At 62.3% G+C, this 26,297-nt stretch carries 15 protein-coding genes; 4 read left to right on the top strand and 11 right to left on the bottom strand.

Going from position 1 to position 26,297, the window contains the following annotated elements:
- Nucleotides 1–141, top strand: a 141-nt coding sequence (locus GV818_RS05450; RefSeq protein ID WP_161775988.1) for an IS3 family transposase, incomplete at its 5' end; no start/stop codon positions are given.
- Nucleotides 142–154: 13 nt separating this feature from the next.
- Here the strand turns inward: GV818_RS05450 and GV818_RS05445 are convergent.
- From GV818_RS05445 to GV818_RS05435, 3 genes are all read right to left on the bottom strand, one after another.
- Nucleotides 155–841, bottom strand: coding sequence for an SIR2 family protein (locus GV818_RS05445; protein WP_161775987.1), 687 nt, complete (start codon nucleotides 839–841; stop codon nucleotides 155–157).
- 392 nt (nucleotides 842–1,233) lie between these two features.
- Nucleotides 1,234–2,112 carry a DUF6216 family protein gene (locus GV818_RS05440; protein WP_161775986.1) on the bottom strand — a complete coding sequence of 293 codons (879 nt, stop codon included), beginning with the start codon at nucleotides 2,110–2,112 and terminating at the stop codon, nucleotides 1,234–1,236.
- Nucleotides 2,113–2,467: 355 nt separating this feature from the next.
- Entirely contained in the window at nucleotides 2,468–2,689 is a 222-nt protein-coding gene (locus GV818_RS05435; protein WP_161775985.1) for a hypothetical protein, read from the bottom strand.
- Between the two features lie 104 nt (nucleotides 2,690–2,793).
- On the opposite strand from GV818_RS05435, the gene GV818_RS05430 reads away from it, so the two are divergent.
- Nucleotides 2,794–3,646, top strand: a protein-coding gene (locus GV818_RS05430; protein ID WP_161775984.1) for an IS5 family transposase whose coding sequence is annotated in 2 segments (ribosomal slippage) — nucleotides 2,794–3,147 and nucleotides 3,149–3,646 — 852 coding nt in all. Because the reading frame shifts where the segments join, the coding sequence is not laid out codon by codon here.
- A 38-nt stretch (nucleotides 3,647–3,684) separates the two neighbouring features.
- On the opposite strand, the gene GV818_RS05425 is transcribed toward GV818_RS05430, so the two are convergent.
- Together GV818_RS05425 and GV818_RS05420 are read right to left on the bottom strand one after the other, a co-directional pair.
- Entirely contained in the window at nucleotides 3,685–4,086 is a 402-nt protein-coding gene (locus tag GV818_RS05425; RefSeq protein ID WP_161775983.1) for a hypothetical protein, read from the bottom strand.
- Nucleotides 4,086–4,301, bottom strand: a complete 216-nt coding sequence (locus GV818_RS05420; protein ID WP_161775982.1) for a hypothetical protein — start codon at nucleotides 4,299–4,301, stop codon at nucleotides 4,086–4,088. Before GV818_RS05420 ends, GV818_RS05425 begins: the two co-directional genes overlap by 1 nt.
- A gap of 354 nt (nucleotides 4,302–4,655) precedes the next feature.
- On the opposite strand from GV818_RS05420, the gene GV818_RS05415 reads away from it, so the two are divergent.
- On the top strand, nucleotides 4,656–5,636 hold the full coding sequence (locus tag GV818_RS05415) for a response regulator (protein ID WP_161775981.1): 981 nt from the start codon (nucleotides 4,656–4,658) through the stop codon (nucleotides 5,634–5,636).
- Nucleotides 5,637–5,656: 20 nt separating this feature from the next.
- Entirely contained in the window at nucleotides 5,657–6,574 is a 918-nt protein-coding gene (locus GV818_RS05410; protein WP_025127304.1) for a LysR family transcriptional regulator, read from the top strand.
- On the opposite strand, the gene GV818_RS05405 is transcribed toward GV818_RS05410, so the two are convergent.
- The 6 genes from GV818_RS05405 to GV818_RS05380 form a co-directional block, all read right to left on the bottom strand.
- On the bottom strand, nucleotides 6,571–9,816 hold the full coding sequence (locus GV818_RS05405) for an ATP-binding protein (protein WP_161776001.1): 3,246 nt from the start codon (nucleotides 9,814–9,816) through the stop codon (nucleotides 6,571–6,573). The two genes, GV818_RS05410 and GV818_RS05405, sit on opposite strands and share 4 nt — an antisense overlap.
- A 78-nt stretch (nucleotides 9,817–9,894) precedes the next feature.
- Complete coding sequence (locus GV818_RS05400) at nucleotides 9,895–11,328, bottom strand: TolC family outer membrane protein (protein ID WP_161754669.1); 1,434 nt, start codon at nucleotides 11,326–11,328, stop codon at nucleotides 9,895–9,897.
- A gap of 87 nt (nucleotides 11,329–11,415) precedes the next feature.
- A complete protein-coding gene (locus tag GV818_RS05395) occupies nucleotides 11,416–20,364 on the bottom strand; it encodes a TcdA/TcdB pore-forming domain-containing protein (RefSeq protein ID WP_161775980.1) in 8,949 nt (2,982 codons plus the stop codon).
- A gap of 115 nt (nucleotides 20,365–20,479) precedes the next feature.
- On the bottom strand, nucleotides 20,480–22,627 hold the full coding sequence (locus GV818_RS05390) for a type I secretion system permease/ATPase (RefSeq protein ID WP_161754673.1): 2,148 nt from the start codon (nucleotides 22,625–22,627) through the stop codon (nucleotides 20,480–20,482).
- 2 nt (nucleotides 22,628–22,629) lie between these two features.
- Nucleotides 22,630–24,018: an HlyD family type I secretion periplasmic adaptor subunit gene (locus tag GV818_RS05385; RefSeq protein ID WP_161754675.1), complete on the bottom strand. Its 1,389-nt coding sequence runs from the start codon at nucleotides 24,016–24,018 to the stop codon at nucleotides 22,630–22,632.
- Nucleotides 24,015–26,147: a peptidase domain-containing ABC transporter gene (locus tag GV818_RS05380; RefSeq protein ID WP_161775979.1), complete on the bottom strand. Its 2,133-nt coding sequence runs from the start codon at nucleotides 26,145–26,147 to the stop codon at nucleotides 24,015–24,017. Before GV818_RS05380 ends, GV818_RS05385 begins: the two co-directional genes overlap by 4 nt.
- Nucleotides 26,148–26,297: the final 150 nt, after the last annotated feature.

Raw genomic sequence — 26,297 nt, 5'->3', positions numbered from 1 at the left:
ATCCGTAAGCGCATCTACAAAACCCGTGACTTGGCCAGGGCCGATGTGTTCGATTACATCGAAGTGTTTTACAACCGTACTCGCCGTCATAGTCACTTGGGCGGCGTCAGTCCTGAGGCCTTTGAAAACGCCTCGTTATGAGGCCGGAAAATGTCTATTGGAATGGGGGTAGTCCAGTTTCCGTGAGAGCGAAACGCCTTTCCGACCGTCCAGAAGGAAGAGCACGAGCGAGATAGTTCATCACTACGTCATCGTGGCTATAGCCGATGAATAGGACAGTGTAGTGACTGAAAACATCCAGGAGAAACTGCTTCGCCCAACCCTCTGTGAGATACGCTCTGCCAAAATCTGCATCGGTCATAATCAGGTTTCGAGTCTTGGGAAGCGCTCCGTGCACATGAACGATGCCAGAAAAATCCGACCCCAATCGCAGTGCTGGAGCAGCATAAATCTCAGGACGGCTCGAGAACACTGTATCGGCAGCCGTTTCAAAATGCAGGTCGTAATTCGTCGTAATTATCTTAACGCGATCAGGTTTGCCAAATAGTCGGACTAGGTCGTGATGCAGTGCGTTGGGAGCGCTTTCCGGAGGCGACAAATGCTTCCCCGCTCTTTCATGAACTGTTACCCCATCGTGACTGAGTTCACCTAAAAAACGATCTAAAGGTACGTATGGTTCTTTCCCTGTTCCGTGAGCAATCTGTTCAGCTAGCGTCCAAAAATTGGCTAGATTTGATGGTGAACCTACCGAGACGCCGGCACCCGCAAAAATGACTAATCGATCGCGGTTCAAAGCATCGAGAATTGAATTGTCGAAATCTAACGTCGCCAGCCTAACCATCTGTTTTCACCAGTCGAATTCTTTATCCATCAGTATATCAAGACGCAGTTTTTAAGAATCAATTGGTTTAGGAGCAGGCCAAGAGGAGTACGAGGTAAATAGGGGGCTCGAGCAGGATGTCCAACTAAGCCGGAGCGTGGAGCGACGAGCATAAAATCCACGTTTGCTATCGAACGCTGACCATTCAAAATCCGTTTGTTTGAACATGCGATGGTGAAGTGCCAATCATCTGGGTGAGCGACACCGCAGCGAGGGCGATGGTGTCATTGCGAGGATCTTGTACAGGAGCCCTGAACAACCACCTCCAAACGGAGTTTCCCAACTTTCTGCGATCAGGTTGTTCCCGTTGGGGATGGTGTTATTTTTAAAAAATAGGTTAATTATTTTGGAATCTACACAATTCTTGGTGAGGGCAATTCATAAAGTATTTTCGCCATCTTCGCTCTCGCAGCGTATCGAACAGAAAGTAGTAGCGCCACGAAACATATAAAACCAATATAAGCACTGAATACTTTTTGTTCAAAAATAAACTTCTTCAGTTGTGGCAATGCATCTGGCTCGAGACTTGAACAAATTAGCTCCGAATCTTTATCGTCCAGCCCAGCAATTTTCTTATTTATGCACGCCGCTGAATCGACTGAAAATTTGGGCGTCCCCCAAGCCAATTTAAAATTCCGAGCAGTGACGCCATCCGTCCAAAACGTTTTCTCAGAGCCTTTGATGGTTAGAATGGCTGAAGGCTCAGTAAAGATAAAAGTCATCCCCATAATTAAAGGAATAGTTATCAGAAAAACACAAAATACGAAAGCTTTGATCTGCTTTATCCAAGGCTCACTGAACTCCCATGGCTTACCCGATATCCACGCTTTCGCGAATGATAAATCATTCATACTTTTATCATGACACTCAAGCCACTTGAGTGTCTTACTCCAAGTATTCCTACTATTAAATTGAATCCCCGTCCGAAACCGAAAGCTTTCTAAATCCCGAATTTGGAGCCAGTCCTTTTTTAGTTCTGGATCATTTATAGCCCCGCCACCTATAAGACGCCAAATTTTGTCCAGCAGAAAGTGTGCTGATTTCGCACGCATGACTGCCCAAATTATGAAAACCCCTGTAGAAACTGTGATAATTAAGGGGTTCACGTCTCTCAGCAAACTGACAACTTCAACCACGGCCGCCTTGTCTTCGGGACCTACCATATTTAACCTCGTATACGCTAGTGAGTTTTCAACACCCAAGCTCGACACGGCAGTCAGCGCGCGGAGCATTTGTACAACTTCGAAATCGGCTGATCAGTGGAAGACTTTAGAAAAAATCAGTCCAGTTGTTGAATCTGTTACTCACTTAATAGTGGATAACGCCCAAAACGTTTGGCCGAATTTGCGGCAACGATTAAGCAGAACCTTGGCTGTCGATACCAGCGGCGAATACGAATGTAGAATCGTTGCCAATCAATCAATAACGCAGCTGACCTCGCACTCATGGCGGTGCAAATCTCTTGATGTACCCAAAAGCACAGAGCGTGGGGCGCTCCCCTGCTACCCATCGAAAAGGATATGCATTGCATCTGACTACCGGTTGCATCGGCTTGTGGAGGTTGGGGAGCCCCAAGCTGGATGCCCCTTAGGTTGTTAGAAAATGCTGATACGATGCAAACATACTCTTCAGGATTTCTGCGTCGGACTCAGTGCTAAGACTTCCCCACGTCGTGTACGGCAAACCGGTTTTAACTCGATCGAGCGACCGCTTCTCAAGCTCATCGAAGTCGATCCCCATGGTTCCCAACTCAGCAACCAGTACGGCTAGCACACGGTAATATGGGTTTTTGATCAACAGTTCATCCATTTGAATCTCCTAGGTTCTGTACGAAATCCCTTGAAAACACCCGGTGGACTCCCAAGAGCTGAGATTCCGTAGAGTTCGCAGCCGTCGAGGAAAGGAATCCATTGATGGCAAAGCGGTATGAACTCTCTGATGCGGCCTGGGATTTGGTCGCTGATCTCTTTGTGGAAAATCGTCGAACCGGTCGACCTCGCGTAGCTGATCGGCTGATGCTCAACGGCGTGCTCTGGGTACTCTGCTCGGGAGCCGCGTGGCGCGATATGCCCGAGCGCTTTGGCCCATGGTCAACCGTCTACCAGCGGTTTCGAGATTGGCGAAATCGCGGGACATTCAACCTGATGCTCAAACGGCTTCACATCAGGTTGAACGAGCGAGGGTTGATCGATCTGGAAACCTGGATGATCGACTCCACGGCGGTACGTGCAACCCGGGCCTCTTCTGGTGCTGGGAAAAAAGGGGCCTGAAGAACCTCAAGATCATGCGCTCGGACGCAGCCGAGGCGGGCTGACGACGAAGATCCACATGCTGTGCGATGCCCGTGGTGTATCGCTGAATTTTCTACTGTCGGGTGGGCAAGCCAGCGACATCGCCTATGCCCAACCGTTGCTGGATGGAGCCTATATCCCAAGTTTGCGCGGTCGTCCCCGCAAACGCTGCCGATGGTTGTTGGCCGACAAGGGCTATGACGCCGACGCTCTGCGTCGGTACTGCGACCGTTACCGGATGCAACCGGTCATCCCACTGCGCATCATGAAGCGCAAGCCCAAACCGGGTTTACCCAGACTGTTTGACCGTCCCAAGTATCGGCAGCGCAACATCATCGAGCGAATGTTTGGCTGGCTGAAGGAGAACCGCCGCATCGTCACGCGTTTCGACAAACTCGCAACAAGTTATGCGGCGATGGTCTCACTGGCTTGTGCCATGAGGTGTTTACGACATTACTTTTCGTACAGTGCCTAGGTCTCGCCAAGAATCTTAGACCCCACCTTACTCGACGTCTAATTCACCCCTACCTGCTTTTCTGGCAACTCTGATCCATCCTGGTATACCCGCACAGAAAATTCTTTATCAATCTTCAACTTGAAAACTATTCGATGAGAACATTCGCAGGCTGCAAAAGCTCCTTTTTCCATGGCGATAGTCCTAAATTTAAATACTACTTCTTTATTTTCAACCTGATACTCCGGCGCCTGAGCCGAAAAAGCACAATTCATAATAGCGCTCAAACTTACTTCTTGCATGCCCGCCTTCCATTCAGAAGTAAAGTGAGGCTGATCTGAATCATCATCAGTGCATTGATAATCTATAAACTCAAAATCTGCCGCCCCATCAGCATAAGCCAAGCCCAACTGGACCATGCCAAGGACTATTCCGACACTCAGAAACTTTCGAGAAAGCATTATTTTTCTCCACTATTCTTTTCTGCCCCATCAAACTCTATAGAATGCCCTTTAGGGCTAAAACTAAATCGCCCCTCCCTGATAAAATACTCACCTCCCATGACAATCAAGCGTCCACTTGGAGCAATGACAGGAACTCCGAGTATCTTAGATAATTGAGCAGCGAATGAGTTTTGTCCAACCCCCGTGTCACAGGCCCACAAAGTAATAGGCATTCCCGGGTTCCAAAGCCCGCTTTCTCTTCAGTACCCATACAAATTACCCTGCCCTTGCAATGTGGATTTTATAAATAACCAAACTAAATAACCATTTAGTTTGGTTATATTTCATAGGACTCACTAAAGGCTCAACTCCGTGCTCTCTTGGTTTCTGCAGTAGACTAACTATTCGATCAGGCACTGCGCAGCTAAGGATCATCAATAGCGCACGATTGATCTTGATTCAGAGATGTTTCAGAGAGCAGTGGATGCCCTGCTGCGCCTGGTGTGGACGCTGACTTGGCAAGCAGTACGCTAGGTATCGCCAAAATAAGATAGACTGCCGCCCTATCTTGTTCAGGCCCCCTCGTCATGCCCGCAGAGCATGTTCCCAAGCCCTATACCCTCCTGGCGATCGACGACGATCCGCAATCATTGATCGTGCTCTCGAAAACCCTGACGACCGAGTATGAAGTGCTGCTGGCGAAGAGCAGTGAGCGTGGTCTGGCACTGGCGCGCAGCGCCTGCCCCGACCTGATCATCCTCGACATCCTGATGCCCGAGATGGATGGCTTCCAGGTGCTCAGCGAGCTCAAGAGCCACCCGGTGACTGCGACCATTCCAGTGATTTTCCTGACCTCGCGCAGCAGCGTCGAAGACGAGCGCATGGGCCTGCTGCTCGGCGCCGCCGACTACATCGCCAAGCCGATTTCGCCTCCGGTGGTGCTGGCCCGGGTGGCGACGCAACTGGGGTATCGCAACAAACCCCTGCATGACCTGCAACCCGTCGCGGAGCCCTCGGCCGGCAGTGACATGCGCGACGGTTTTATCAGCGCCCTGGCCTTGCAACTGGCCGGCAATCGGCAGATCCGTCTCGAAGCCCTGCTCGATACCTTATGCATCCTGCTCGACGGCAGTGTGACCCAGAGCGACTCCGCGGCGTTTCGCAGCGCCGCCTGCCTGGCCTTGATGGGCCTCAACCAGCCGGGCAGCCGTATCGATCAGGCGCTGGCCCACAGTCGGGTACTGATTGAGGAAATTCTCGCCCACGCCGAGCCGGAAGACCGCATCCTCAACCTCGCCTGGAAAATCACCCACGCCGAAACCGTACTCAAGGGCCCATGCAGCCCGGCAACGTGGGAGCAACTCCCCCACTCGGCCCGTCTGTTCGCCCTTGCGCTGAACTACCATTTGAACCTGCTCCAAGCCAGTGCCGATGACCTCTCCAGTCGCCATGCTCAAGCCATGCGCCAGATGTACCAGCAGCCGGGGTTCGAGCAATGCATCGCCGGCGGTCCGGAGCCGCTCTCGGCGGCCTTGCTGAGGTCTTCACAGACCTTTCTCGACCGTTGAACGGACTGTGAGCCTCGCCAATGCCTAACTTCGCAGATCTGGAGCTGTTCATTCTGATTGCCGAACTGCAGGGCCTGTCGCCCGCCGCTCGCATCATGTCGATCACCCCGGCTGCCGCCAGCCTGGGGCTCAAGCGCCTGGAAAACCGTCTTGGCGTGCGTCTGTTCACGCGGTCCACGCGCACCATGAAACTGACTCCCGAGGGTGCGCGCTACCTGGAAAGTGCGCAGCACGCCTTGAAGATCCTGGCCAACGGCAAGCGCTCATTGAGTCACGATGACGGGATGCTGGAGCTTACGGTGTCTTCCGACCTGGGCCGCAATCTGCTGCTGGATATGCTCGCCCGGCTCAAGCAGGAACGGCCGCGAATGCATATCAAGCTGGCGTTGAGCGACAAGGAAGAGGATCTGCTCAAGGGCCGCTTCGATGCCGCCTTGCGCTATGGCAAAAGCCTGGCGCTGGACCTGGTCGAGCTACCGGTGCTCAAGCAGCATTACTTTATCGCCTGCGCCGCGCCCGCTTACCTGGCTGAGCATGGCGAGCCCGACTCGCCGGAACAGCTGAGTGCCCATGAGTGCATCATCTGCCACAGCATTGGCCGCCCGGAGAGCCGCTGGCGTTTCCATGCGCCCGGCAAGGTCGAGGACGTAGCTGTACAGGGGCATTTTTGCTGTGATGATGGCGATGCCGCACGGCGTTGGGCACTGGCCGGCCACGGCGTGGTCAATCTGCCGCTGTTGAATGTCATCGAAGACTTGCTCGCCGGTCGCCTGCTGCCGCTGTTGCCTGGCTGGCAGTCCGACGCTGCGCCGCTGAGCCTGGTGGTATCGCACCGCTCGCAGATCACCTCGTCGTTACGCGCCTTGCATCAATGTCTGGTCGAGCATTGCACGGACCGCATGGCCCGCTATCTGGCCCTGACCCAGAGTGCTGGCTAGCTCTGCTGCGTACGCAAGTCGACGAGCAGGTCATGGGCCTGCTGGAATTCCAGCCGGTATATCCGCTCCTGAATGGCCCGCAGGGCAGCGCCCGGGTGTTGCTCGTACAGCTCATCGATCATCGCCAGAGCCTGCGCATTATGGGTGCGCAGCAGGTTCGCCAGCTGCTCCAGCCTGGGCATCAGTTCAGCGTCCAGCCCTTGGTTGTCCAGCGCACGTTCATCGCCCGCCGCCGGCAGCGACGCCAGGCCGGCCAGTACCGGCGCAAGGCACTGCGCCAACTGCTGGATCAGCGGCGCAAGGTCAGCCTGCCCGGTACAGTGTTCCTCCAATTGCCTGGCGGCTTGCCTGACCGCCGTGGCGCCGATGCTTGCGGCGGTACCCTGCAGGCTGTGGGCAAGAAAGCCGATCACGGGTAGGTCCTCAGCAGCATGGGCACGCCACAAGCGCTCGATGATCTGCTGCTGGGTATCACGAAAATCCGCCAGCAGTTTCTGGTGCAGCGCCAGGTCCTGGTTAACCACCGCCAGCCCGAGCACGCTGTCGATTCCCTCGTAGGTCATGCCCCGGGTGCTCGCGGCTTGCGGTGGCGGAGCCTGCACCGCCGGCATTTCCACTTGTTTGATCCAGCGCACCAGGGTCCGATAGAGCACCGTAACCTCCAGGGGCTTGCTCAGCAGGTCGCTCATTCCGGCAGCCAGCGCCCTGCCCTGCACATCGGCCTGGCTACTGGCGGTCACGGCGATGATCGGCAGCGCCTTCAGGTGCGGATAACCGCGAATCTTCTGCGTCGTGCCGTAGCCGTCCATGACCGGCATCTGGCAATCCATCAGCACAGCGTCGAAGCGCCCTCCTTCGAGTAACAGACGCAAGGCCTCGGCGCCATTCGCCGCCAGCAGCACCTGTATGCCGACGCGCTGCAGCAAACCCTGCAACACATCCTGGTTGAGCCGGTTATCTTCGACCACCAGCACCCGCGTGCCCGCCAGCAGCTGGGCATAGTCGTTGCTCGTGCACACCCTCCCCGCGCCGGTAACCGCTGGTACGGCAGGCGTGGCGCTGCTTGAGGTGGATGGCGCTTGCAGCGGCAATTGCGGCATGCCCAACTGCACGCTGAACTTGAACACTGCGCCCTGCCCCGGCTTGCTGCGTACTTCTATGTCGCCCTGCATCATCTGCACGATTTTCTTCGAGATGGTCAGCCCCAGGCCGCTGCCGCCGTAACGTCGACTGATCGACAGGTCCGCCTGGACAAAGGCATTGAACAAACGGGTCTGCTGCTCATCGCTGAGGCCCACCCCGGTGTCGGTGACGCTGAAGCACAGCCGGGCCTTGTCGCCCCACTGTCGCACCAGGCACACGCCAATACAGACATGGCCGGCCTCGGTGAACTTGATCGAGTTGTCCACCAGATTGGTCAGCACCTGGGCCAGGCGCAGTGGATCACCGACATAACGCCCTGGTAGCGAGGCCGGAATATCCAGGTACAGCCGCAGCGCTTTTTCCTCCGCACGCTGGCGTACCAACAGCAACACATCGTCCACCAGTTCCCGCAGGTCGAAGCAGACTTGCTCCATGCTCAGCTTGCCGGCTTCGATCTTCGACAGATCGAGCACGCTGTTGATGGTGCCCACCAGATGTTTCGCCGCACGGTCGATCTTTTCGATGTAGTCGCGCTGCACCCGCTCCAGCGGCAAGTCCAGTGCCAGGTGGGCCATGCCGATGATCGCGTTCAGCGGCGTACGGATCTCATGGGACATGCTGTCGAGAAACTCCGACTTGGCCTGGGTGGCCAGCTCGGCATCGCGTCGTGATTGCTGGATTTGCGTTTCCACCGCCTTGCGCTCGCTGATGTCCTGCAACACCCCGGTGACCCGCGTCGGCTCACCATTGGCATCGCGCTGCATGACCTTGCCGATGTCCAGGACCCACAGCCATTGCCCGTCTTTGTTGCGCATGCGGTATTCGGCGCGGTACTCGCCGACTTCATCGTTGAGGTGCGCCTTGAGCCGGGCCATGACCGGCTCGTAGTCGTGCGGATGCACCAGGCAGGTCCAGCGCTCCAGGCCATGGCCGAAGGCCTGTTCCATTTCCTGTTTGCTGTAGCCGAGAATCTGCAACCAGACATCGTTGTTGATCACAGTGCCCAGGCTGAGGTTCCAGTCCCACAGCCCCAGCGCGCCGCTTTGCAGGGCCATGTCCAGGCGCTGTTCGCTCTGCTCGATCTGCGCCACGTCGCGCTTGTGCCGCCGGGCATCGGCCAGACGCCGCAGGCCGCCCCACAGCAACAGTAAAAACACTACGGCACTCAAGCCCTTGATCAACAGCACCTGCTCGCCCGGCAGCAGCGCATCCAGGTCGCCCAGGGTAATCAGGGTCCACGGACCGCTTGGGTCATTCCAGTCAAAATCCACCCGGGACAGGCTGTAACGGCGGCCGTCCAGCCTGACCACTGGCTGATGGGCATCGAACGGCAGGCGCTCGGGCACCCCGTTGGCAAACGGATAATCGCTGAACTGCCGGCGGATCGCGCCCGTGAACTCGTTCCACGGCCAGGCCCGCTCGGACTTGAGCACAAAGTCCGGGGAACTGGCGGCCAGCACCACGCCACTGGGCGACAGGATCATCTTGAGGTCGTCGCTGTACTGCTTGCTCAGGCTGGCATCGAGCATGTCGCCGTCAAAACGGGCCACCAGCACCCCGATCACCTGGTCCTGGCGCGTGCGCGACTCGAAGATCGGCACCGCCATGTAGAACATGCGGGTGCCAGTGGTGACGCTGATTGCCCCGTAGACGCTGCTGCCGCCTGCGAGCGCCACCTTGAAATAGGGCCGGAAGGCCACGTTCTGCCCCAGCGGCGTGCGCCCCTGATGGTCATGGGCCGCCACCACCACGCCGTCCCGGTTGAGGACGAACGCATGGTTGGCCCCCACTACCATGGACAGGGTCTTGAGGGGCATGCTGGCCCGCTCCATCAGTTCTGCAGAGGGTTCGGGCTCCAGCACCACCCGTTTCAGCGCGGGGTTGTGCCGGCCCAGGATCGACAGCGCGCCAATGGCAAAACCGCTGGACTTCCATTGCTGCAGGTCCTGCGCCTGCTCCTGGGTCTGCATCTGGATACTGGCCTGGTAGACGTCCTCGACCTGCACCCGGTAGTAGTTGCCCAGCGCCACCGCAGCACCGACTGCGATCACCACACCCAGGGCATAACAGCACCGCCTGTGGCTGTCGAAGAAGTCCAATAACCTGTACAACCGCGTCCCCCTTTACCTGAAAAACCTGTGCCCGCCGGCAGTTGCCTGGGACATCCCCAGGCCCGGTCAGCGCTTTGCCAGCCGGCGTGGAAACTCCGGTGGCAGAAAATCGAGGTCTGGATCGTAGTCGGCCTTGAGGTAATCACAAAGCGCCTTGAGGTCCTGGGGCGACAATGTGCCCACCGATTGCTTGAGCCGCAGGGTATCGAGAATGTAGTCATAGCGGCTGTTGTTGTACTGGCGCACGGCGTTGTAGAGCTGGCGCTGCGCTTCCAGCACATCGACGATATTGCGGGTTCCCACCTGAAAGCCCATCTGCGAGGCCAGCACCGCGCCCTGGTTGGAGATGATCGACTGGCGCCGCGCGTGGACCTGATCAACACCACTGTTGAGGCCCCGATACAGGTTGCGAGTCTGCTCCACCACTTGCCGGCGCAAACCGTCATTGAGGTACTCGCGCTGGTTCATCCGCTGGTGGGCTTCGCGCACCTGCGAACGGGTCTGGCCGCCACTGAACAGTGGAATGTTCAACTGCAGTCCGACCGTCCGCTGCTCGACATTGCCGCCGTAGCCGTTGCCACGGATATCGCTGTTGCCGTAACCCTGGGTGTCGTTGTCACCACTCTGGTAGCGCAGCACTGCGTCCAGGGTCGGTGCGTGCCCGGCCTTGCGCGCGCTCAGGGTCTGCTGCGTCGCCTCCAGGGCTTGCTGGCTGGCCAGCAGTGTCAGGTTCTGGCGCACTGCGGTGTCCACCCAGCGCCGGGCGTCGTTGGGCTCCGGCAACAGCACCGGCATGTCGTGGCGCAGCCCCTGGATTGCCTGGTACTGCTGGTGCGTCAGGGTGTCGAGGGCCTCGAAGGCATCGTCGGTCTGCTTCTGCGCGACGATCCGGTTGGCCCGTGCGGTGTCATGTCCGGCCTGGGCCTGGAGTACATCGGTACGGTCCGACAAGCCCAGTTGCAAGCCCTTCTCGGCCACCTCGAGCTGGCGCTTGAGTGCGGCCTCTTCAGCCTTGGCCGCCGCCTGGGCGTCCTGGGCCTTGAGCAGGCCGAAGTAGGCCAAGGCGCTGTCGAGCATGAGTTTCTGCTCGGCTGCGGCCAGCTCCAGCTGGGACTGCTGGTCTTCGGCTTCGGCGGCCTTGAGGGTGAACCAGCGATCGGCACGGAATATCGGCTGATTCAGCACCGCCTGGTAGCTGGTGCCACTGCGCCGGGTGTCTTGCCGTGGCTGTTGCAGGGAGGTGCTGGTGGCGTTCAGGTCGGCACTGGCCGACAGCGTCGGCAGCAGGCCTGCCCGGGCCTGGGGCACCGCTTCGGCACGGGCGGCCTGGTCGGCGTGGGCCGCCGCCAGTTCACTGTTGTTGTGCCGGGCATCCAGGTACACCCGCCAGAGATCACTGGGCATGGCCTGGGGCGGGTATTGGGCGGCCTGCGCCAGCAATGGGATGGCGAGCAGGCAGCCGGCAAGGGCTCGCTGCCGCGAAATCATCGGTTTGATCATGGTCGGTTTCTACACAAGGGGAAAAATGTACTTGGAGCAAGGAGACAGGAGGGGCTTTGCGCCCCTCCTGTGATGACTCCCGTGCGATCAGCTCAGGGGTGGCACCAGCACCGCCTGCGCGGCCTGACGGTTTTGTGGCAGGTGCTCGCGAGCACCGCCGGTGTCGGCGAAGGCCGCCATGGCCCCACTCAGTTTGGCCAGGCTCGGCCCCTCAAGCGCTGCCGCCGAGTCGATGGCATTGCTGTCCGCCACGGGCTTGCTCTCACGCGAGGACAGCTCGAACAAGCCGCCCTGAGTCAGCCCGGTCTGGGCGAAGCCCTTGAGCAGATGGTCGACAGTGATCACCGATGAGTCGCCTTGCAGCTCGATCTGCAGATGCCGATGCGCCGCAGCCTGGTTGCCCAGCACCTGGCGCAGCACCAGGGCGCTGCCGCTGCCGACGTCGGTCAGCAACACGTCCTCGCCCTGGCGGCTGACGAGGATGTTGTTGCCATCGGCCACTGGCAGGAACAGGCGATCCAGGGCCAGGCCGGGATCGTCGTTGTCGATCACCACCGTGCGGTAGTGCGCCCACATTGCCGAGCTCAGGCGATAGGTATCGTCGGCACTGCCACCGTGCAGCACCACGCTGTCGACCCCGGCAATCAGGGGAGGCGCCAGGTCATCCCGAGCGTCAGCCCCCGCCATGCCCTGCAGCAGCAGCGAGGAGCCGATACGTTCGACATTGCCGTAGTGGCCGAGCTTCACCGCCGCCCCTTCCTTGACCTTGTACAGTGCCTGCTCGGTCGGGCTGTAGACGTAGGCCGAGCGCGGCGATCCGGCTTCCACGCCAATAAAGTGCAAGTCGCTGGCGGCAGGAATGTCGTTGCTGGCATACAAGCGCCCGCTGGCGATATCGAACCAGCCCTGGGTCTCGGCGCCATGCAGGGTCAGCACGCCCTTGGCGCCCCATTGGCCGGTCACTGCCGCCAGCGCCTGGGGCAGATTGCCCGCATGCGCCTGCTGCCAGCCCTTGTCGACCGCCACCAGCTGTACATCGCCGTTATTGGTGCGCAAGAGGATTTCCCCCTGCCGCGTGGTCAGGCGCACCCCGGCATCGACCTGGACGGCCGAGCGCAGGGGCACCTCGGGCAGCAACAGCGTGGCCGTGGGCAGTTGCGCCGAGGCCTCAAGCACCTCATCGCCGCCAAAGGCTGCTTGCAGTGCCTCGGGGCTCAGCGGTGCCTGCAGGTACAGCTTGCCGCTCTCGGGCTCGAACAGCCGCGCGCTGGAGCTGGCGCTGTCGAAGCCGAGAAACTGCAGCGGCTTGCCTTGCAGCTCGGCCGCAGCCACTACCACCTGGCCGTTGTGGTACCACACCGCCAGCGCCGTCTTGCCATCGCCGGCCTTGGCCCCGAATACCGCCAGGGTGGCGTTGCTGCCGTTGACACTGGCCAGGTCCTGCCACCAGTTGGCACGGCCCTTGAGCCAATGCTCGTTGACCGCTTCGTAGCTCAGGCGGCCCGTGGCCTCGACCCGCGCCACGCGCCCGTCCTCGGTCACGGCCAGCAGATGGCCGTTGAGTTGCAGCACGTTGGCCAGGGTCGGCGTGGCCACGCGCAAGGCGCTTGGCTGGCTGCCGTCGAGGACCTTCTGCCCCGGCCCTTGCTGGCGGAACAGCACCTTCTGCTGCTGGCTATAGAAGAAAAACACTTCCTGGCCAGCGGTCTGGGGCAGGCTGCCGGCGAACACCAGGTCCGCCGGGATCGGCCAGGCACTCTGGGCTTTGCCTTGGGCGTCCACAGGCGGCTTCCAATCCGCTGGCGGCGCCAGGTTCGGCTTGATCAGGGTGCCGTCGCTGGTGCGCAGCCAATAGCGGTGCGCGACTTTCGCCTCGTCCAGGCCAAACACCGTCACCAGTGCCGCGGTGCTCGGCGCCATCATCGGCGCGCCCAGCTCGTACACCGGGGTGTCGCGCTGGGTGGCCTGGGCCTGGTAGCCCTGGAGCAAGGTCTTGAGGATGTCGCCATGCTGGTCGGTACGGGCCGAGAGTTGCAGCAGCGCTTCATCGCCCACTACCCCGACCAACTCCATGCGGTCACCGAGGATGCGGAAGTTCAGCTCGGCCTCGCGCTCCTTGAGCTGATAACGCCGGGCCAGGTAGACCGCGTCGCCCTCCTGCCAGAACCGGCTGATGCGCCCGGCGCTCTGGTTGAACGACGGAGCGAACTGGGCATCGACCTTGCCGGTGGCAATCTCGACCCGCCAGGCCGCGGCATTCTCGGCATCGACGAAGTAGGCATGCTCGCCGATCACCGCCCCCAACTGGGCGTTGCGCGCCTGCTCCAGCGTCGTGTCGGTGAACAGCATGCGCTTCTGGGCAACGTCGTAGTAAGCCCGGCCGACATTGCGCCCGGCATGGCTGTAGTTGTCCACGACCACGTACTGACCGTGCAACTGATGAGCCTTGGCCAGCTCGTCCAGGTGCTGTTCGATACGCTGGCCCGGCACCTGCCATTTGCTCGCGTCTTCCTCCACCACCTGGGCCGTCATGCCGGCGAAATCGACTTCACGCACCTCGCCCTTGGCGTTGACCACCACTACCTGGCCGTTGCTTGCCGGGTCGAGCTTGACCACCACCCCGCCCACCGTCAGTTGGCCCTTGGTGACGCTGATGGTTTCGCTGTCCAGCTGGCTGCTGTCGATGATCCAGCGCGATGGCGTGCTACCGGCTTCGCTGGAAAGATCGACCCGGGTGCCTTCATTGAGCCCCACCAGGTAACGCCCGCCGGCGCCCTTGATCTGATAGCTGAGGTAGTCGTACAGCTCCTTGGGCAGCGTCGGGATCACCAGTTGCCGATCACGGGCATCGAGCAGCACCTCGACCGGCGTGTCGACGTATTCCTGGCGAATCCGCCGGATCGTCTCCTCGCTCGGGAAGATGTAGAAGTCGTAGTCGAAGCGCCGGTCCTCTTCGAGCCTGCGGATCACGTCGAAGCCGGTGTCATGCCGGGTAGTGGACCCCGGCAGGATCATGTACTCGTAGCTGATGTAGGACTTGGGCGTGCCCGGCAGGATCACCGCCGTGCTGTCGCCGTGGGCCAGCGCCTGGGAAGCCTGGTGATAGCCGATGCCGCTGCGCACCTCGATCGCCTGGCTGCGGTCGTGGATCATCCGCGGGAAATCCCCGGCCCAGAAGAAGTAGTTGATCGCCCCGGAACCGGTGGAGCCATGGTGGGTGCGATAGATGTACTGGCTGTCGAAGCCTATCTGGTTGTTGCGCAGGTCCAGGCTTTTGACCACCGCGCCGGCCAGCGGTACCAGGACCTTCTTCTCGGCGTCATAACGGTAGCCGTTGCCCTTGTAGGCCTGGTCCAGTGCATCGAAGTAGCGCCCTACCGCCTTGGCGTCTTCGGCCACCGCGCCAAAGGCCTGGGCCAATGCGGTGAAACCCACCGCCAGGCCGCCGAGGATCACCCCCGCACCGCCGAGCACTGCGGCCGCCGTCGAGGCCCCGAGCAGGCCGGCGCCGACCCCGGCCGCGCCGGTGACGAAGCTGGCCGAGTCGAACGCCAGCTGGGTGCCGAACACGGCCTTTTGCACATCGTTCTCGGCATGCGCCAGCTCGTAGGCATCCAGGCCGACCATGGCCCCGCCAAACAACAGGCCCGCGCCTTCGTTGACCGTGTGCCCCAGGGTCGAGGCAAAGTCCTTGAGCGAGGTTTCGGCGGCCATGGCTTCGCCGCGCAAGGCGGTCTGCACCAGCTTGGTGACATTGGCCACATCCTGCACGGTGCCATGGCCGATCTGCGCCAGGCCCAGGTAGCTGTGGATCTTCAACGCGGTGGCCAGGTCCGGCGACAGCGTGCCCTGGCCTGCGTCCTTGCGGTTCTTGTCGGCAAACCACTGGATCAGCGTCTGTACCGCGAAGCCGGCGTTCAGGCCATCCACCGCGGGTGCTTCGCCGACCCCGGCGCGGGGCCGGATCTGGCCATGCTCCAGAGTGAAGTGCTCATTGAACACCCGCATGTGCTCATCGACGAAATGGCGGAACTCGACAAAGGTGTCATCGTGAGTGGTCAGCAATTGCGTGCGCTCAGGCTGGTCACGGTTGATGAACTGCACCTGATAGCGGCCCTCCGGGGTTTTCTCGGAGGTGGCGATGATCGGTATCCACTGGCTGCCCAGCTGGTTCTCCCGGGCCAGGCGGGTGCTGGCGGCTTCGAAGCGCGCGCCCCACTGCTCGGCGTCGAAGGTGGTCAGTGCCGCGCCCAGGCGCAGGTCTTCACTGACCCGCTGGCGGGCGTCCAGCGCCTGCTCGACCTGGCGACGCTGGCCAATGACCCCGGCCAGCTCCTCGGGACGCGACAGATCGGCCACGTTCAGGCCGTTGCCCACCGGCACCTCGGCCATCTTGCCGGTGTCGATCTCGATCAGGTTGAAGGCCGGCAACGACTTGCTGCCGAACGAGCCGTAGTGCGCGGCCAGGTTGCGCTTCACCAGGTGCTGCTGCATGGCCTGGGACAGGCCCTTGGTGGAGTCGAAGGCAAAGATCCCCACGTTGGGGTCGTAGAAGTAGTAACGCTGGCCCTCGGCGGTCGAGGTGCTTCCCACCATCATCGAATGGTTCTGGGTATTGAGGGCGTACATCGCCGTGCCCTTGCTGGCGGCCAGCCGCGCCACCACCTCGGACAGCTTGAGCTGCCCCACCTCGGTCGACGCCTGCACCGCGTCGACATTGGAGTGCAGGCGGATCAGGCTGTTCTTGAGCAAGGTCGAGCTGCCAGCCTGCGGGTCGGCGGACGCCAGGAACAGCTTCTGCACCAGGCTGTTGGCCCCCGCCTCGCCACCACTGGCCAGGGCCACGGCCATGGCCCGGACCAAGGGGTAGCAACGACCACCGGAGCGGTCGCCCACCAGCGACAGGTAGAAGTCCTGGGGCGCCAGTTGGCTGAAGACACTGCCGGCAGTGCGGAAGTCTTCACTGAACACCGCGGTCTGGCGCAGCACCTTGTCGATGTACTCGGCCTGGGCGGTCTCGCTGATGCGTCCGCTCAGGGCGCCACGCTGCTGGGGCGTGAGCTGGCCGTCGAGGAACAGCCGCTTCATCTCCAGGGACGACATCTTGTCGTCCACCCCGGGAATCTTGGTCTGGCGAAAATCCCGCAGGCCATCGCTGAAGGCCGTGCCCCGTGCGCCCCGCTGATAGGCCTCGGCGGTGGCATAACGCTCGCCCACGCTGCTGGCCCGCTCCTCGCCCGAGCCCTGGATCGCGGTATCGTCGGTGCGCACCACCGCGCCGGTGCCGTCCTTGGCCTTGATCTGCTGCCAGAGCCAGGTCTTTTCCACTGAACCGGCTTCGCGCAGCACCGGATCGTACTGCGCCCGGTAGTAGTCCTGGGTCAGGTTGATCTGCTTGATCTGCTGGTCGATCAGGGCCTTGTCGCCGGCCGTGCGGCGCTGCTCCTGCAGCTGATAGCGCTGCTCGGAGAGTTGCTGGATATCGGCGCTGACCTTGGCCTGCACCGCTTCGCGCAGCTGGTTCCAGGCGGCGATCGCCGGATGCTCGGGAGCAAACGCACCGTCGCGGTAGACGCCGTCGGCCACCCCGTCAGCCGATACTCCGAACTGCGCCGCGACTTTCTTCAGGTTCTGGTGCACCTGTTCGCGGTAGGCGGCGAACTCGGTCCGGTTGCGTTCCGTCACCTGGGTGTCGGCGGTCTGGATCGCCAGGGGTTCTGCGCCGTCGCGCAACTTCGGCCAGACCATCTGGCCTTCACGCTGGTATTCCTGGCGCTGGAACACCAGTTGCCATTGGCCGTCCACATACTGCATGTAGGCTGCGGCCAGGCCCTCGGCGGTGCCGGCGACCTGATAGTCCTTGTAGTCCACGGCCATCACCACGTTGTCGTACAGCAGCGAGCTGTTGACCCGACCGTCGTGGTAGACCCGGAAGGTGTTGGCGTCCAGGCTGGTCACCACCAGCGAGCAGCCCGACAGGGTGCCGGTGAACAGGAAGCTGCCCTCGGCGCCATGCTTGGGAATGTCCACATAGGCCGGCGCGTCATTGCTCTGGTTGGGGCCGTTGTAGCCGAGAAAATACGCCGGCGCACTGTTGCCGGCGGCGGCAATCTCATTGGCACCATGCTCGGTGTATTCGAGCTCGTACAGGTTCGGCGCCACCTTGACCAACTGCACATTGCCCTGGGCCGGCAAGCGCCCCGACTTGACCAGGGCCTCGGCACTGAGGGTGTGGGTCTTGGCGAACTGTACAGGGTCGGCGCTGAACTGCTGAATGTCGGCGCTGCCCTGGCGCGATGGTGCCCCGCCCCCCAGCGACGCCAGCCCGACCTTGAGTTGCAGGTCCTTGGCCGCCTGCCCCAGCAGCGCGGGCATTGGCCCGACGCGGGTGAAACGCGGCGCATGGAACTCCTCGCTGGCTGGCAGGCCTTGATTGACGATCGGCAGGACGCGCTCCATCACCCCGTCGTACAACTGGCCCTGCAGCGCCTGGGTACTGCCCTCGGCACGGTAGCGGTCGAACATCTGCAGCATGTCCGGGCCAATGCTGTCCGGTCCCTGGGGTTCATAACGGGCGGCCACATACAGGGTCTCGAAGAACGAGTGATAGCCGTTGCGGATCATGAAGGCCGCGTTGGCCATCTGGAACTGCCAGTACTGCTTGACGCTCAGGGCACCGCCGAACAACTCCGGCAAGACGTTGCTGACGGTCTGGGTGGTTCCGGAAATACCGCCCACGAACGGCGTGTCCAGGTCACTCATGTAGCGGCTGGCGGGATTCGCCGGGTCGGGACGGAACTGGTTGTAGCTGCGGTACTTGTCGTCCTCGATCAGCGATGTGGCAGCAGCCTGGGCCTGCTCCGGGTGGGTGTTGAGGATCAGCTTGTCGGCGCCGGTGGGCGGTGCCAGCTCGGGGTGGCCATTGACCGGCGCCGCAGCCTTGGAAAAGCTGTCGGCCGCCGGCCGCAGGGCATGGAACAGCGCCTGTTTGCGCAGGCTGCGGCCCTGGTCGCCGGCCAACTGCGCCTCGACCCCGGGGCGCAGTTGGGCATCGCCCGCCTCCAGCCCTGCGGGGCCCCGCAACAACAGGTTCAGCAGCTTGCTGTCCAGGGCGCGCTCCACCGCCACCTGATCGAAGACATGCACCTTGGGGTTGCCAGGGTGCTGTTCGGCGTTGGCAGTGGCGACCCGCTGAGTTTCTGTCTCGAACGCCTGCGCCCGCCATTGCTCATACAGCGGTGCCAGCAACAGCTTGGCCTGGGCAATGTCGCTCTGCACATAACCGCCCTGCAGGACCTTGGCCAGCGCCGGGGTCTGGGCCAGCTTGTCGGCCAGGCCGAACAGCAGCCCGTCGCTATCCCGGCTCTGCCACACCGACGCGGCGAAGGACTGCTCCCAGAGCACCTTGTTCAGGTTGTTGCCCTTGATATCCCGCAGGTTGGCACGGATGTGTTGCGGCATCAGCACCCCGGCCGGGGTGATGTGGTTGCGCTCCAGCAGGCGGCTCAGTTGCTGGATGAAGTTCGCGCGCTCGCTGCTGCCTTCGAACAGGCGGCTGGCCTCGGTGCCACCGTCGCGCAGTTGTTCCAGCTTGTCGAAAAACGCCGCGTTGTACTGGTACAGGGCCTTGGTCTGGGCCTTGCTCAGGTGGCTGCTGCTGACCTTGTCGCCGTCGACGCTCATCAGCGCAAACGGCGTGGCGGCGCGGAACTCGCCGCCCTGGGGCATTTCCAGCAGGTACTGGCGCTCGGTGAAGCCCACCGAGCGTTCCAGCTCGTGGATGTTGACGAAGACCCCGTCGCGGTCCGGCTGGTAGCTGTTCTGCCGGAAGTCTTCGAGGCCGATGGTCTGGAAGCTGGTGATGTCGGCGTTCTGGTTGATCAGCTCGCTCAAGGCACTGCCCAGGGGCACTTCGCGGCGGACGCTGGTGCTCGGCGACTGGCCCGATACCTGGACCCCGACCTGGTTGGGCACCTTGCGATCGACGCTGGTCAGCAGCAGCGTGTGGCCGTCACTCAGGACCTGGGCCTTGAAGCCTTCGCGCAACGAGCTTTCCGACACCAGGTGGTGGGCAAAGTACTGCTCGACGAAGCCGGTCTTGACCAGCACCGAGCGGATCGGCGCATAGGTCGGTGAGCGCATGGACGGCGGCTCGTTCTTCAGCCGGTACTGTTGCTGCCAGGCCAGGGAACGGGCCGCGGTGCCGAAGGAGAAGTTCAGCACCCCATCGGTGGGCACCACCAGCCGCCCGCCGTCCAGGTAGAAGTCCTTGAAGCGCCCGTCGGTACTGGCATTGACCAGCGCCACGTTCATGCGGATGTAGCCCGGGCGTTCTTCCATCATCAGCAGGGAAATATTCACCGGCAGATCGTCGGAAGCCCGGGGCGGCTTGGCCAGCGCTGCGAGGCTCGCGGCCTGCTGCTTGGGCGCGGCCTTGAGCAAGGCGTCGTAGCGGGCACTGACCTCCTTGTAGGCCTGCAACTCGGAGAACAGGTTCACGTAGGTCTGGCTGAAGGTGGTGTCGGCCACCTGCACCTCGAGTTGCTGCTCCAGGCCCTTGATCCGCTTGGCGAGCTTGCCCTGCTTGGCCGGCCCATCGGCGGTCAGGCCCTTCAGGTCGGGTTTTTTCCCGCCGGCGGAGCCGAGCACGCCCAGGGCCTTGGTCCAGGTCTTGTCATAGCGGCTGACGGCCGCGTCCTGCCGGCTGTACAACAGAATGTCGCGGTCCAGCTGCTGCTTGTAGGCGCTGGTGGCCGGGGTGTCGGCGATGGCGTTCATCTCTTTGCGCCGTTGTTGCAGGGTCTGCAACTGGTCGCCGAGGGAGACCGGGTTGTCCTGCATCTGAAAGTGCTGGGCGGCCAGCACGCTGAGGGTGCTCTGCTGCATATCCAGCAGGCGCTCGCCGACCTCGCCGATGTACGCGGCGCGCTCGTCGGCACTCATGTTGAACCATTCGGTTTGGCGCCCGGCGGCCTTGATCTGTTGATCGATCAGGGAATTGAGCAGGCGCGTGAAGTCCTTGGACATGGAAGCCATTGCAGTGATCCTTTGTCTGTTTTGAGCAAAGCCCTTCGCGTTGCGAAAGGCTGCCTAGGGGAATGCGGGGTGGGGAGACATGACTGGTGGGTGAATCCTCCTGCCGTCGGTGGGGTCAGTCCTTCATCTGCAGGGCCCACTGCCGGGCATAGAGCCCGTCCAGGGCCAGCAGCTGTTGGTGTGTGCCTTGTTCGAGCACCCGGCCCTGATCGATGACCAGAATCCGGTCGGCATGGCGCAGGGTATTGAGGCGATGGGCGACACTGATCACCGTGCGGCCGCGGACGATGCCCTGCAGGTTGGCCATCACCGCCGCTTCCGACTCGTAGTCCAGGGCGCTGGTGGCTTCGTCGAGCAACAGGATCCCGGGGTTGGTCAGCAGGGCCCGGGCCAGGGCAATGCGTTGTCGCTGGCCGCCGGAGAGCTGGCCGCCGCGTTCTCCTACCTGGGTCTCGTAGCCTTGGGCCAGGGCCTCGATAAAGCTCGCCGCCCCCGCCAGGCGGGCGGCGTGCTGCACCTCGGCATCACTGGCCTGGGGCCGGCACAGGCGGATGTTCTCGGCCACGCTGCCGGCGAACAACACGCTTTCCTGGAGCACCACGCTCATGTTGCGGCGCAGGGCCACCGGGTCGGCGATGGCCAGGTCGATGCCGTCCACCATGACCCGCCCGTGCTGCGGCACATACAGGCGCTGCAACAGCCGGGTCAGGGTCGATTTGCCGGAACCGGAAGGCCCGGTGATGCCGACGAACTCCCCCGGGCGGATCTCCAGGTCGAGCTGACGCAGCACCTCCTGGCCGTCTTCCTGGTAACGAAAGCGCACCCCCTGGAAACTCACCCCGCCCTGTAGCGCCGGCACCGAAGCCAGGCCACCGCTGCCGTTTTCGCACTCGGTGTCGAGAATGTCGCCCAGGCGGCGCAGGGAAATCAGGGTGTGCTGGAAGTCCTGCCAGACCTGGGCCAAGCGCAGGATCGGCTCCACCACATGCCCGGCGAGCATGTTGAAGGCCACCAGTTGGCCGGGGCTCAACTGTCCGTCCAGCACCAGCATCACCCCCCACCAGAGCAACAGCGCTGAGGTGAGTTTCTGGATCAGGCCTATGCCCTGCCCGGCCCAGATGCCGACGATGCGGGTGTGGAAGGCCGCCCGCACATAGGCCGCCAGTTGGCGCTGCCACTGCTGCTGGAAGCCGCTTTCGATGGCGCCGGTCTTGATGGTCTCGATGCCGGTCACGGCCTCGGTGAGGAAGGCAGTGTTGGCCGCATTCAACTCGTACTCGCGCAAGGCGCGGCTGCGCAGCAAGGGCCCCACACACAGCCAGAACAGGAAATACAGGGCCAGGGAACCCACCACCACCCAGGTCAGCAACGGCGCGTAGCTATACATCACCGCGATGAACATCCCGCAGAACGCCAGGTCCAGCACCAGGGTCAAGGCCGAGCCGGTGAGGAACTGGCGGATCTGTTGCATCTCGCCGACCCGGGCGATGATCTCGCCGGTCTGGCGCCCCTGGAAATACCCCAGCGGCAACTGGATCAGGTGCTGGTAGAGGCGCGCCGACAACTCGGCGTTGATCTTGCTCGCCACATTGCTGAACAGCCAGGAACGCAAGAGGCCGAACAGCGGCTCGAACAGCGCCAGGGCCAGCATGGCGATGCCCAGCACTTGCAGGCTCGACAGGCCGCGGCTGACCAGCACCCGGTCGATGATGTTCTCGAACAGCAACGGGGTCACCAGGGCCACCCCTTGCAACATCAGCGACACCAGCAGCACGCTGCGAAACTGCCGCCCGTGCTTGAGGATCGACGGCAGGAACCAGGACACCCCAAACCCCTGGGCCTTGGCCTGCACATGCTGCTCGGCCAGCAACAGCACCTGGCCCTGGGGCGGCCAGAGCTGGGCCAGTTGCGCCCGAGACAGGGTCTGGCATTGCCCCAGCAGCGGCCAGTAGACGCGCAACTGGTCACCTTCTACCGCGTCCAGCACCGCCCAGCCGTTGGTCGTTTCCAGCAGGGCCGGCAACGGCAGGTGGTCCAGGCGCTGCACCTGGCTGTTCACGGCCCGGGCGCGCAGGCCGATCCAGCCGGCGCAGCGCCGCAGGTCAAGGCTGTCGGCCAGGCCCTCGACCCGCCCCAGGCGGTGCGTCAGTTGCGCCACGCTGATGCTCAAATCAAAACGCCGGGCGGCCCAGGCCAGGGAGTGCAGGCCGGTGTCGAGCAACGTCGGCAAGAGTTCGTCGGCGGGGTTGCAGGCAGTGGTCATGCTCAACGCTCCCGCAACGCTTCGGATTGATACTCGCGAATCGGGCTCAGCAGGTAATTGATCACCCGCCGCTCACCGGTGCGAATCTCGCCGGTCACGCTCATGCCGGCCTGCAAGGGCATCCAGCCCTGCCCTGCGGCGATTGCCGCGCGCTCCAGGCGGATGCGGGTGGGGAACACCAGCCCCAGCTGCTCGTCCTTGATGGCATCCCCCGAGACATGGGCCACGGTGCCGCGCAAGGTGCCGTAGCGGGTATAGGGGAACGCATCCACCTTGATCTCCACCGGCTGCCCGGCCCGAACGAAACCGACGTCCTTGTTCAGCACCATGACCTCGGCATCCAGCTCGGCGCCCTCGGGCACGATCACCAGCAACTGCTGCGCCGCCTGCACCGCGCCGCCCAGGGTGTGCACCGCCAGTTGCTGGACCACCCCGTCCACCGGTGCCAGCAGGGTCTGCAGGCGCTGGCGGTCGCGGCCACGGATCAACTGCTGCTCCAGCACGGCGATGTCCTGCTGGCTGCGGTTGAGCGCTTCATGCTGTTCGCGCTGGGTCCGGGCCAGGAAGCTGTCGCGCTGCTCCCGGCGATTGCTGGCCTGGGCCTTGAGCACCTGCAACTCGGCCTGTTGCTGGGCCAGTGAACGCTCGACGTCCAGTTGCTCCTTCTCCTGCTCCAGCAATTCCACCAGGGGCATCAGTTGCTCGGCGGCCATCGCCCGGCGTGCATGGAGCCGTTTGCGGACATTGCTCGCCAGCTTGCCCAGGGCACTGATCTCGCTGCCCCGGGCCTGCTGACTGGCCTGGTTGATGGCGATCTCGGCGTTGAGGCTGTCGAGGTTGGCGCTGATTTCCTTCCAGGTACTGAGCAGTTGCTCCCGGGCCGCCGCTGCCTGTTGTGCATCCAGCCCCGCAGGCACCTGATAGCTGTGCAATGGCTCCGGGGTCAGCAGTGCCCGGGCCCGGGCCAGCTCCAGACGCTTGAAGTCCAGTTGGGTTTGCAGCTCGCTCAATTCGGCGTCGATGCCGATCGGGTTCAACGCCACCAGCACCTCGCCGGCCTTGACCCGCTGCCCGTCGCGCACATGGATGGCGCGCACTTCCCCAGCCTCGTGGGCCTGGATCACCTTGGTGTAGCTGGAGACCATCAGGCGCCCGGCGGCGCTGGCATGAATGTCGAGAAAGCCGAGGATCGCCCAGCCCAGGGCCAGGAGGATGCTGAAGATCAGCAGCAACGCCGTGGCCCGCGCCCAGGGCGCCGGCGGACGCTCGACAATTTCCAGGTAGCCGGGCTGGAATTCGTATTCGTCGCGGTTGCGCTTGAGCAGCGCCGGCGCCTGACCCAGGCGCTGACGGGCACGGCGCAAGGTGCGCAGCAGTGAGCCGAAAATCATGCCTCCTCCTTGCGCAGCGCCTGTTGCAAGGCCCACAGCCGCGAGTAGCAACCGCCGTTGGCCAGCAGTTGCTGGTGGCTGCCCGACTCGCTGATGCGCCCCTGTTCCAGGGCGATGATCCGTTGGCAATGGCGCACCGCCGACAGGCGGTGGGCAATGATGATCACCGTGCGGTCCTGGGCGATGCTTGCCATGTTGTCCTGGATCAGCGCCTGGGATTCGTCGTCCAGGGCGCTGGTGGCTTCGTCGAAGATCAGGATGCGCGGGTCGCCCATCAGCGCCCGGGCAATGGCGATACGCTGCCGCTGGCCACCGGACAGCGAGCTGCCGGCTTCGGCCAGCACCGTGTCGTAGCCCAGGGGCAGGCGCAGGATGAAGTCATGGGCCCCGGCCAGGCGCGCAGCGTCGATCACGCTTTCCAGGGAGGCGGTGGGATGGCGCAAGGCGATGTTGTGCCGCACGCTGCGATTGAACAGGTAGTTTTCCTGCAGCACTACGCCGATCTGGCTGCGCAGCCAGGCCGGCGGCAATTCGGCCAGAGGCTGGCCGTCGATCAGGATGCGCCCGGCATCAGGGGTGTAGAGCTTCTGCAGCAGGCGGGTCAGCGTGCTCTTGCCCGAGCCGGACGGCCCGACGATGCCCAGGGTCTGTCCGGCGGCGATATGCAGGTCGAGGCCGCGCAGCACCAGCGCCAGTTCCGGACGGTAGCGGAAAGCCAACTGCTCGATGCGCACCTCGCCGCGCAACGGCTGCTCTGGGGGGCGGTCGCCCTCGGCCTGCTCCACCGGCAGGTTGAGCATGTCCCCCAGCTTGTCCACCGATACCCGCACCCGGACGAACTGCTGCCAGACGTCGATCAGTTTGGCGATGGGCTGGCTGACGTGGGACAGCATCATGTTGAAGGCGATCAATTGGCCGATGGTCATCTGCAGGTCGATGACCTTGCTCGCGCCCCAGCAAATCACCGCCACCGCGGTGACTTTCTGCAGCAGCATCACCGCCTGGCTGATGGCGCTGCCCAGGGTCTGGCTGGCGAACCCGGCCTCGACCATTTCCGCGGTCTGCGATTCCCAGCGCCGCTGCATGCGCGGCTCCACTGCCAGGCTCTTGATGGTTTCGCTGCTGCTCACGGTCTCATTGAGAAAGGCAGTGTTGCGCGCGGCACTGTAGAACTGCTGCTCGATGCGCTTCTCCAGCGGGCCGGTGCTGACCCAGGCCAGCAACACATACAGCGGCAGGGTCAACATCACCAACAGCGTCAGCGGCCATGAGATCCAGGCCATGACGGCGAAAAACACCAGGGTGAAGGCCACATCGACACACAGGGTCAGCAGAGAACCGGTGAGGAACTCGCGGATGCTGTCCAGCTCCTGGACCCGAGTGATGATCGCGCCGACTTGACGCTGCTTGAAGTACAGCAACGGCAGGCCGAGCAGATGGCGGAACAGCTTGACGCCAAGACCGATATCGATGCGATTGGTGGTGTGCGCCGACAGGTATTCACGCAAGCCCTTGAGCAGCACCTCGAACAGGCCGACCACCACCAAGGTCATCACCAACACGTCGAGAGTCGACAGCGCCCGGTGCACCATGACCTTGTCCATGACCGCCTGGAAGAATAGCGGGGTCGCCAGGGCCAGTACCTGCAGCAACAGCGAGCAGAGCAATACCTCACCCAAGACCCGCCGGTGGCGCAGCAGCTCCGGAATGAACCAGGACAGATCGAAACGCAGGCCGCCCTGACGCAGACGAATCACCTCCCCGCTCCACTGCTCGGCCAACTGCGCACGGTCCATCACGTCAGGGGTCTGCACTGAAGGTCGCTGCACCAGTGCCTGGGTGTCAGAGAGCCGGGCCAGCAGGATGAAATCGCCGTGCCGGTTGCGCCAGACAAGGGGCACCATCTTCGGGGTCAGCCTGGTCAATGCCAGGCGTTCAAGGCGTAGTTCGACGCCGGCGGTTCGTGCGTAATCCCTGACCGCCCGGCGCAGGTCAAGCGGCGGGGCTGGGGCCGGGGGGGCGGCTTGCGGCGCGCGCTCCTGGGTCAGTTGCAGCAGCAGGTGGCAACAGGCCAAGGCTGAATGAACGGCCGCACCGGCTGGGGATGAAGTGGCAGACAACCGCGTCATAGCGCAGCGTCCGTTAAGCATTGGCAGCAGGGTGTTGCAGAACTGACTGGCATAGACCGCTCGTTTCTTGCTCCAGAGAGCGTGGAGGCACGAACGAAGTCTGAGTCAGAAAACTGACGATGATAATCAGCGTTTGGATTGAAGCGTTTT

It is taken from the genome of Pseudomonas sp. Fl4BN1, from assembly GCF_009908285.1.
GTDB lineage: Bacteria > Pseudomonadota > Gammaproteobacteria > Pseudomonadales > Pseudomonadaceae > Aquipseudomonas.
This window is presented reverse-complemented; position numbering and strand designations above follow the sequence as displayed.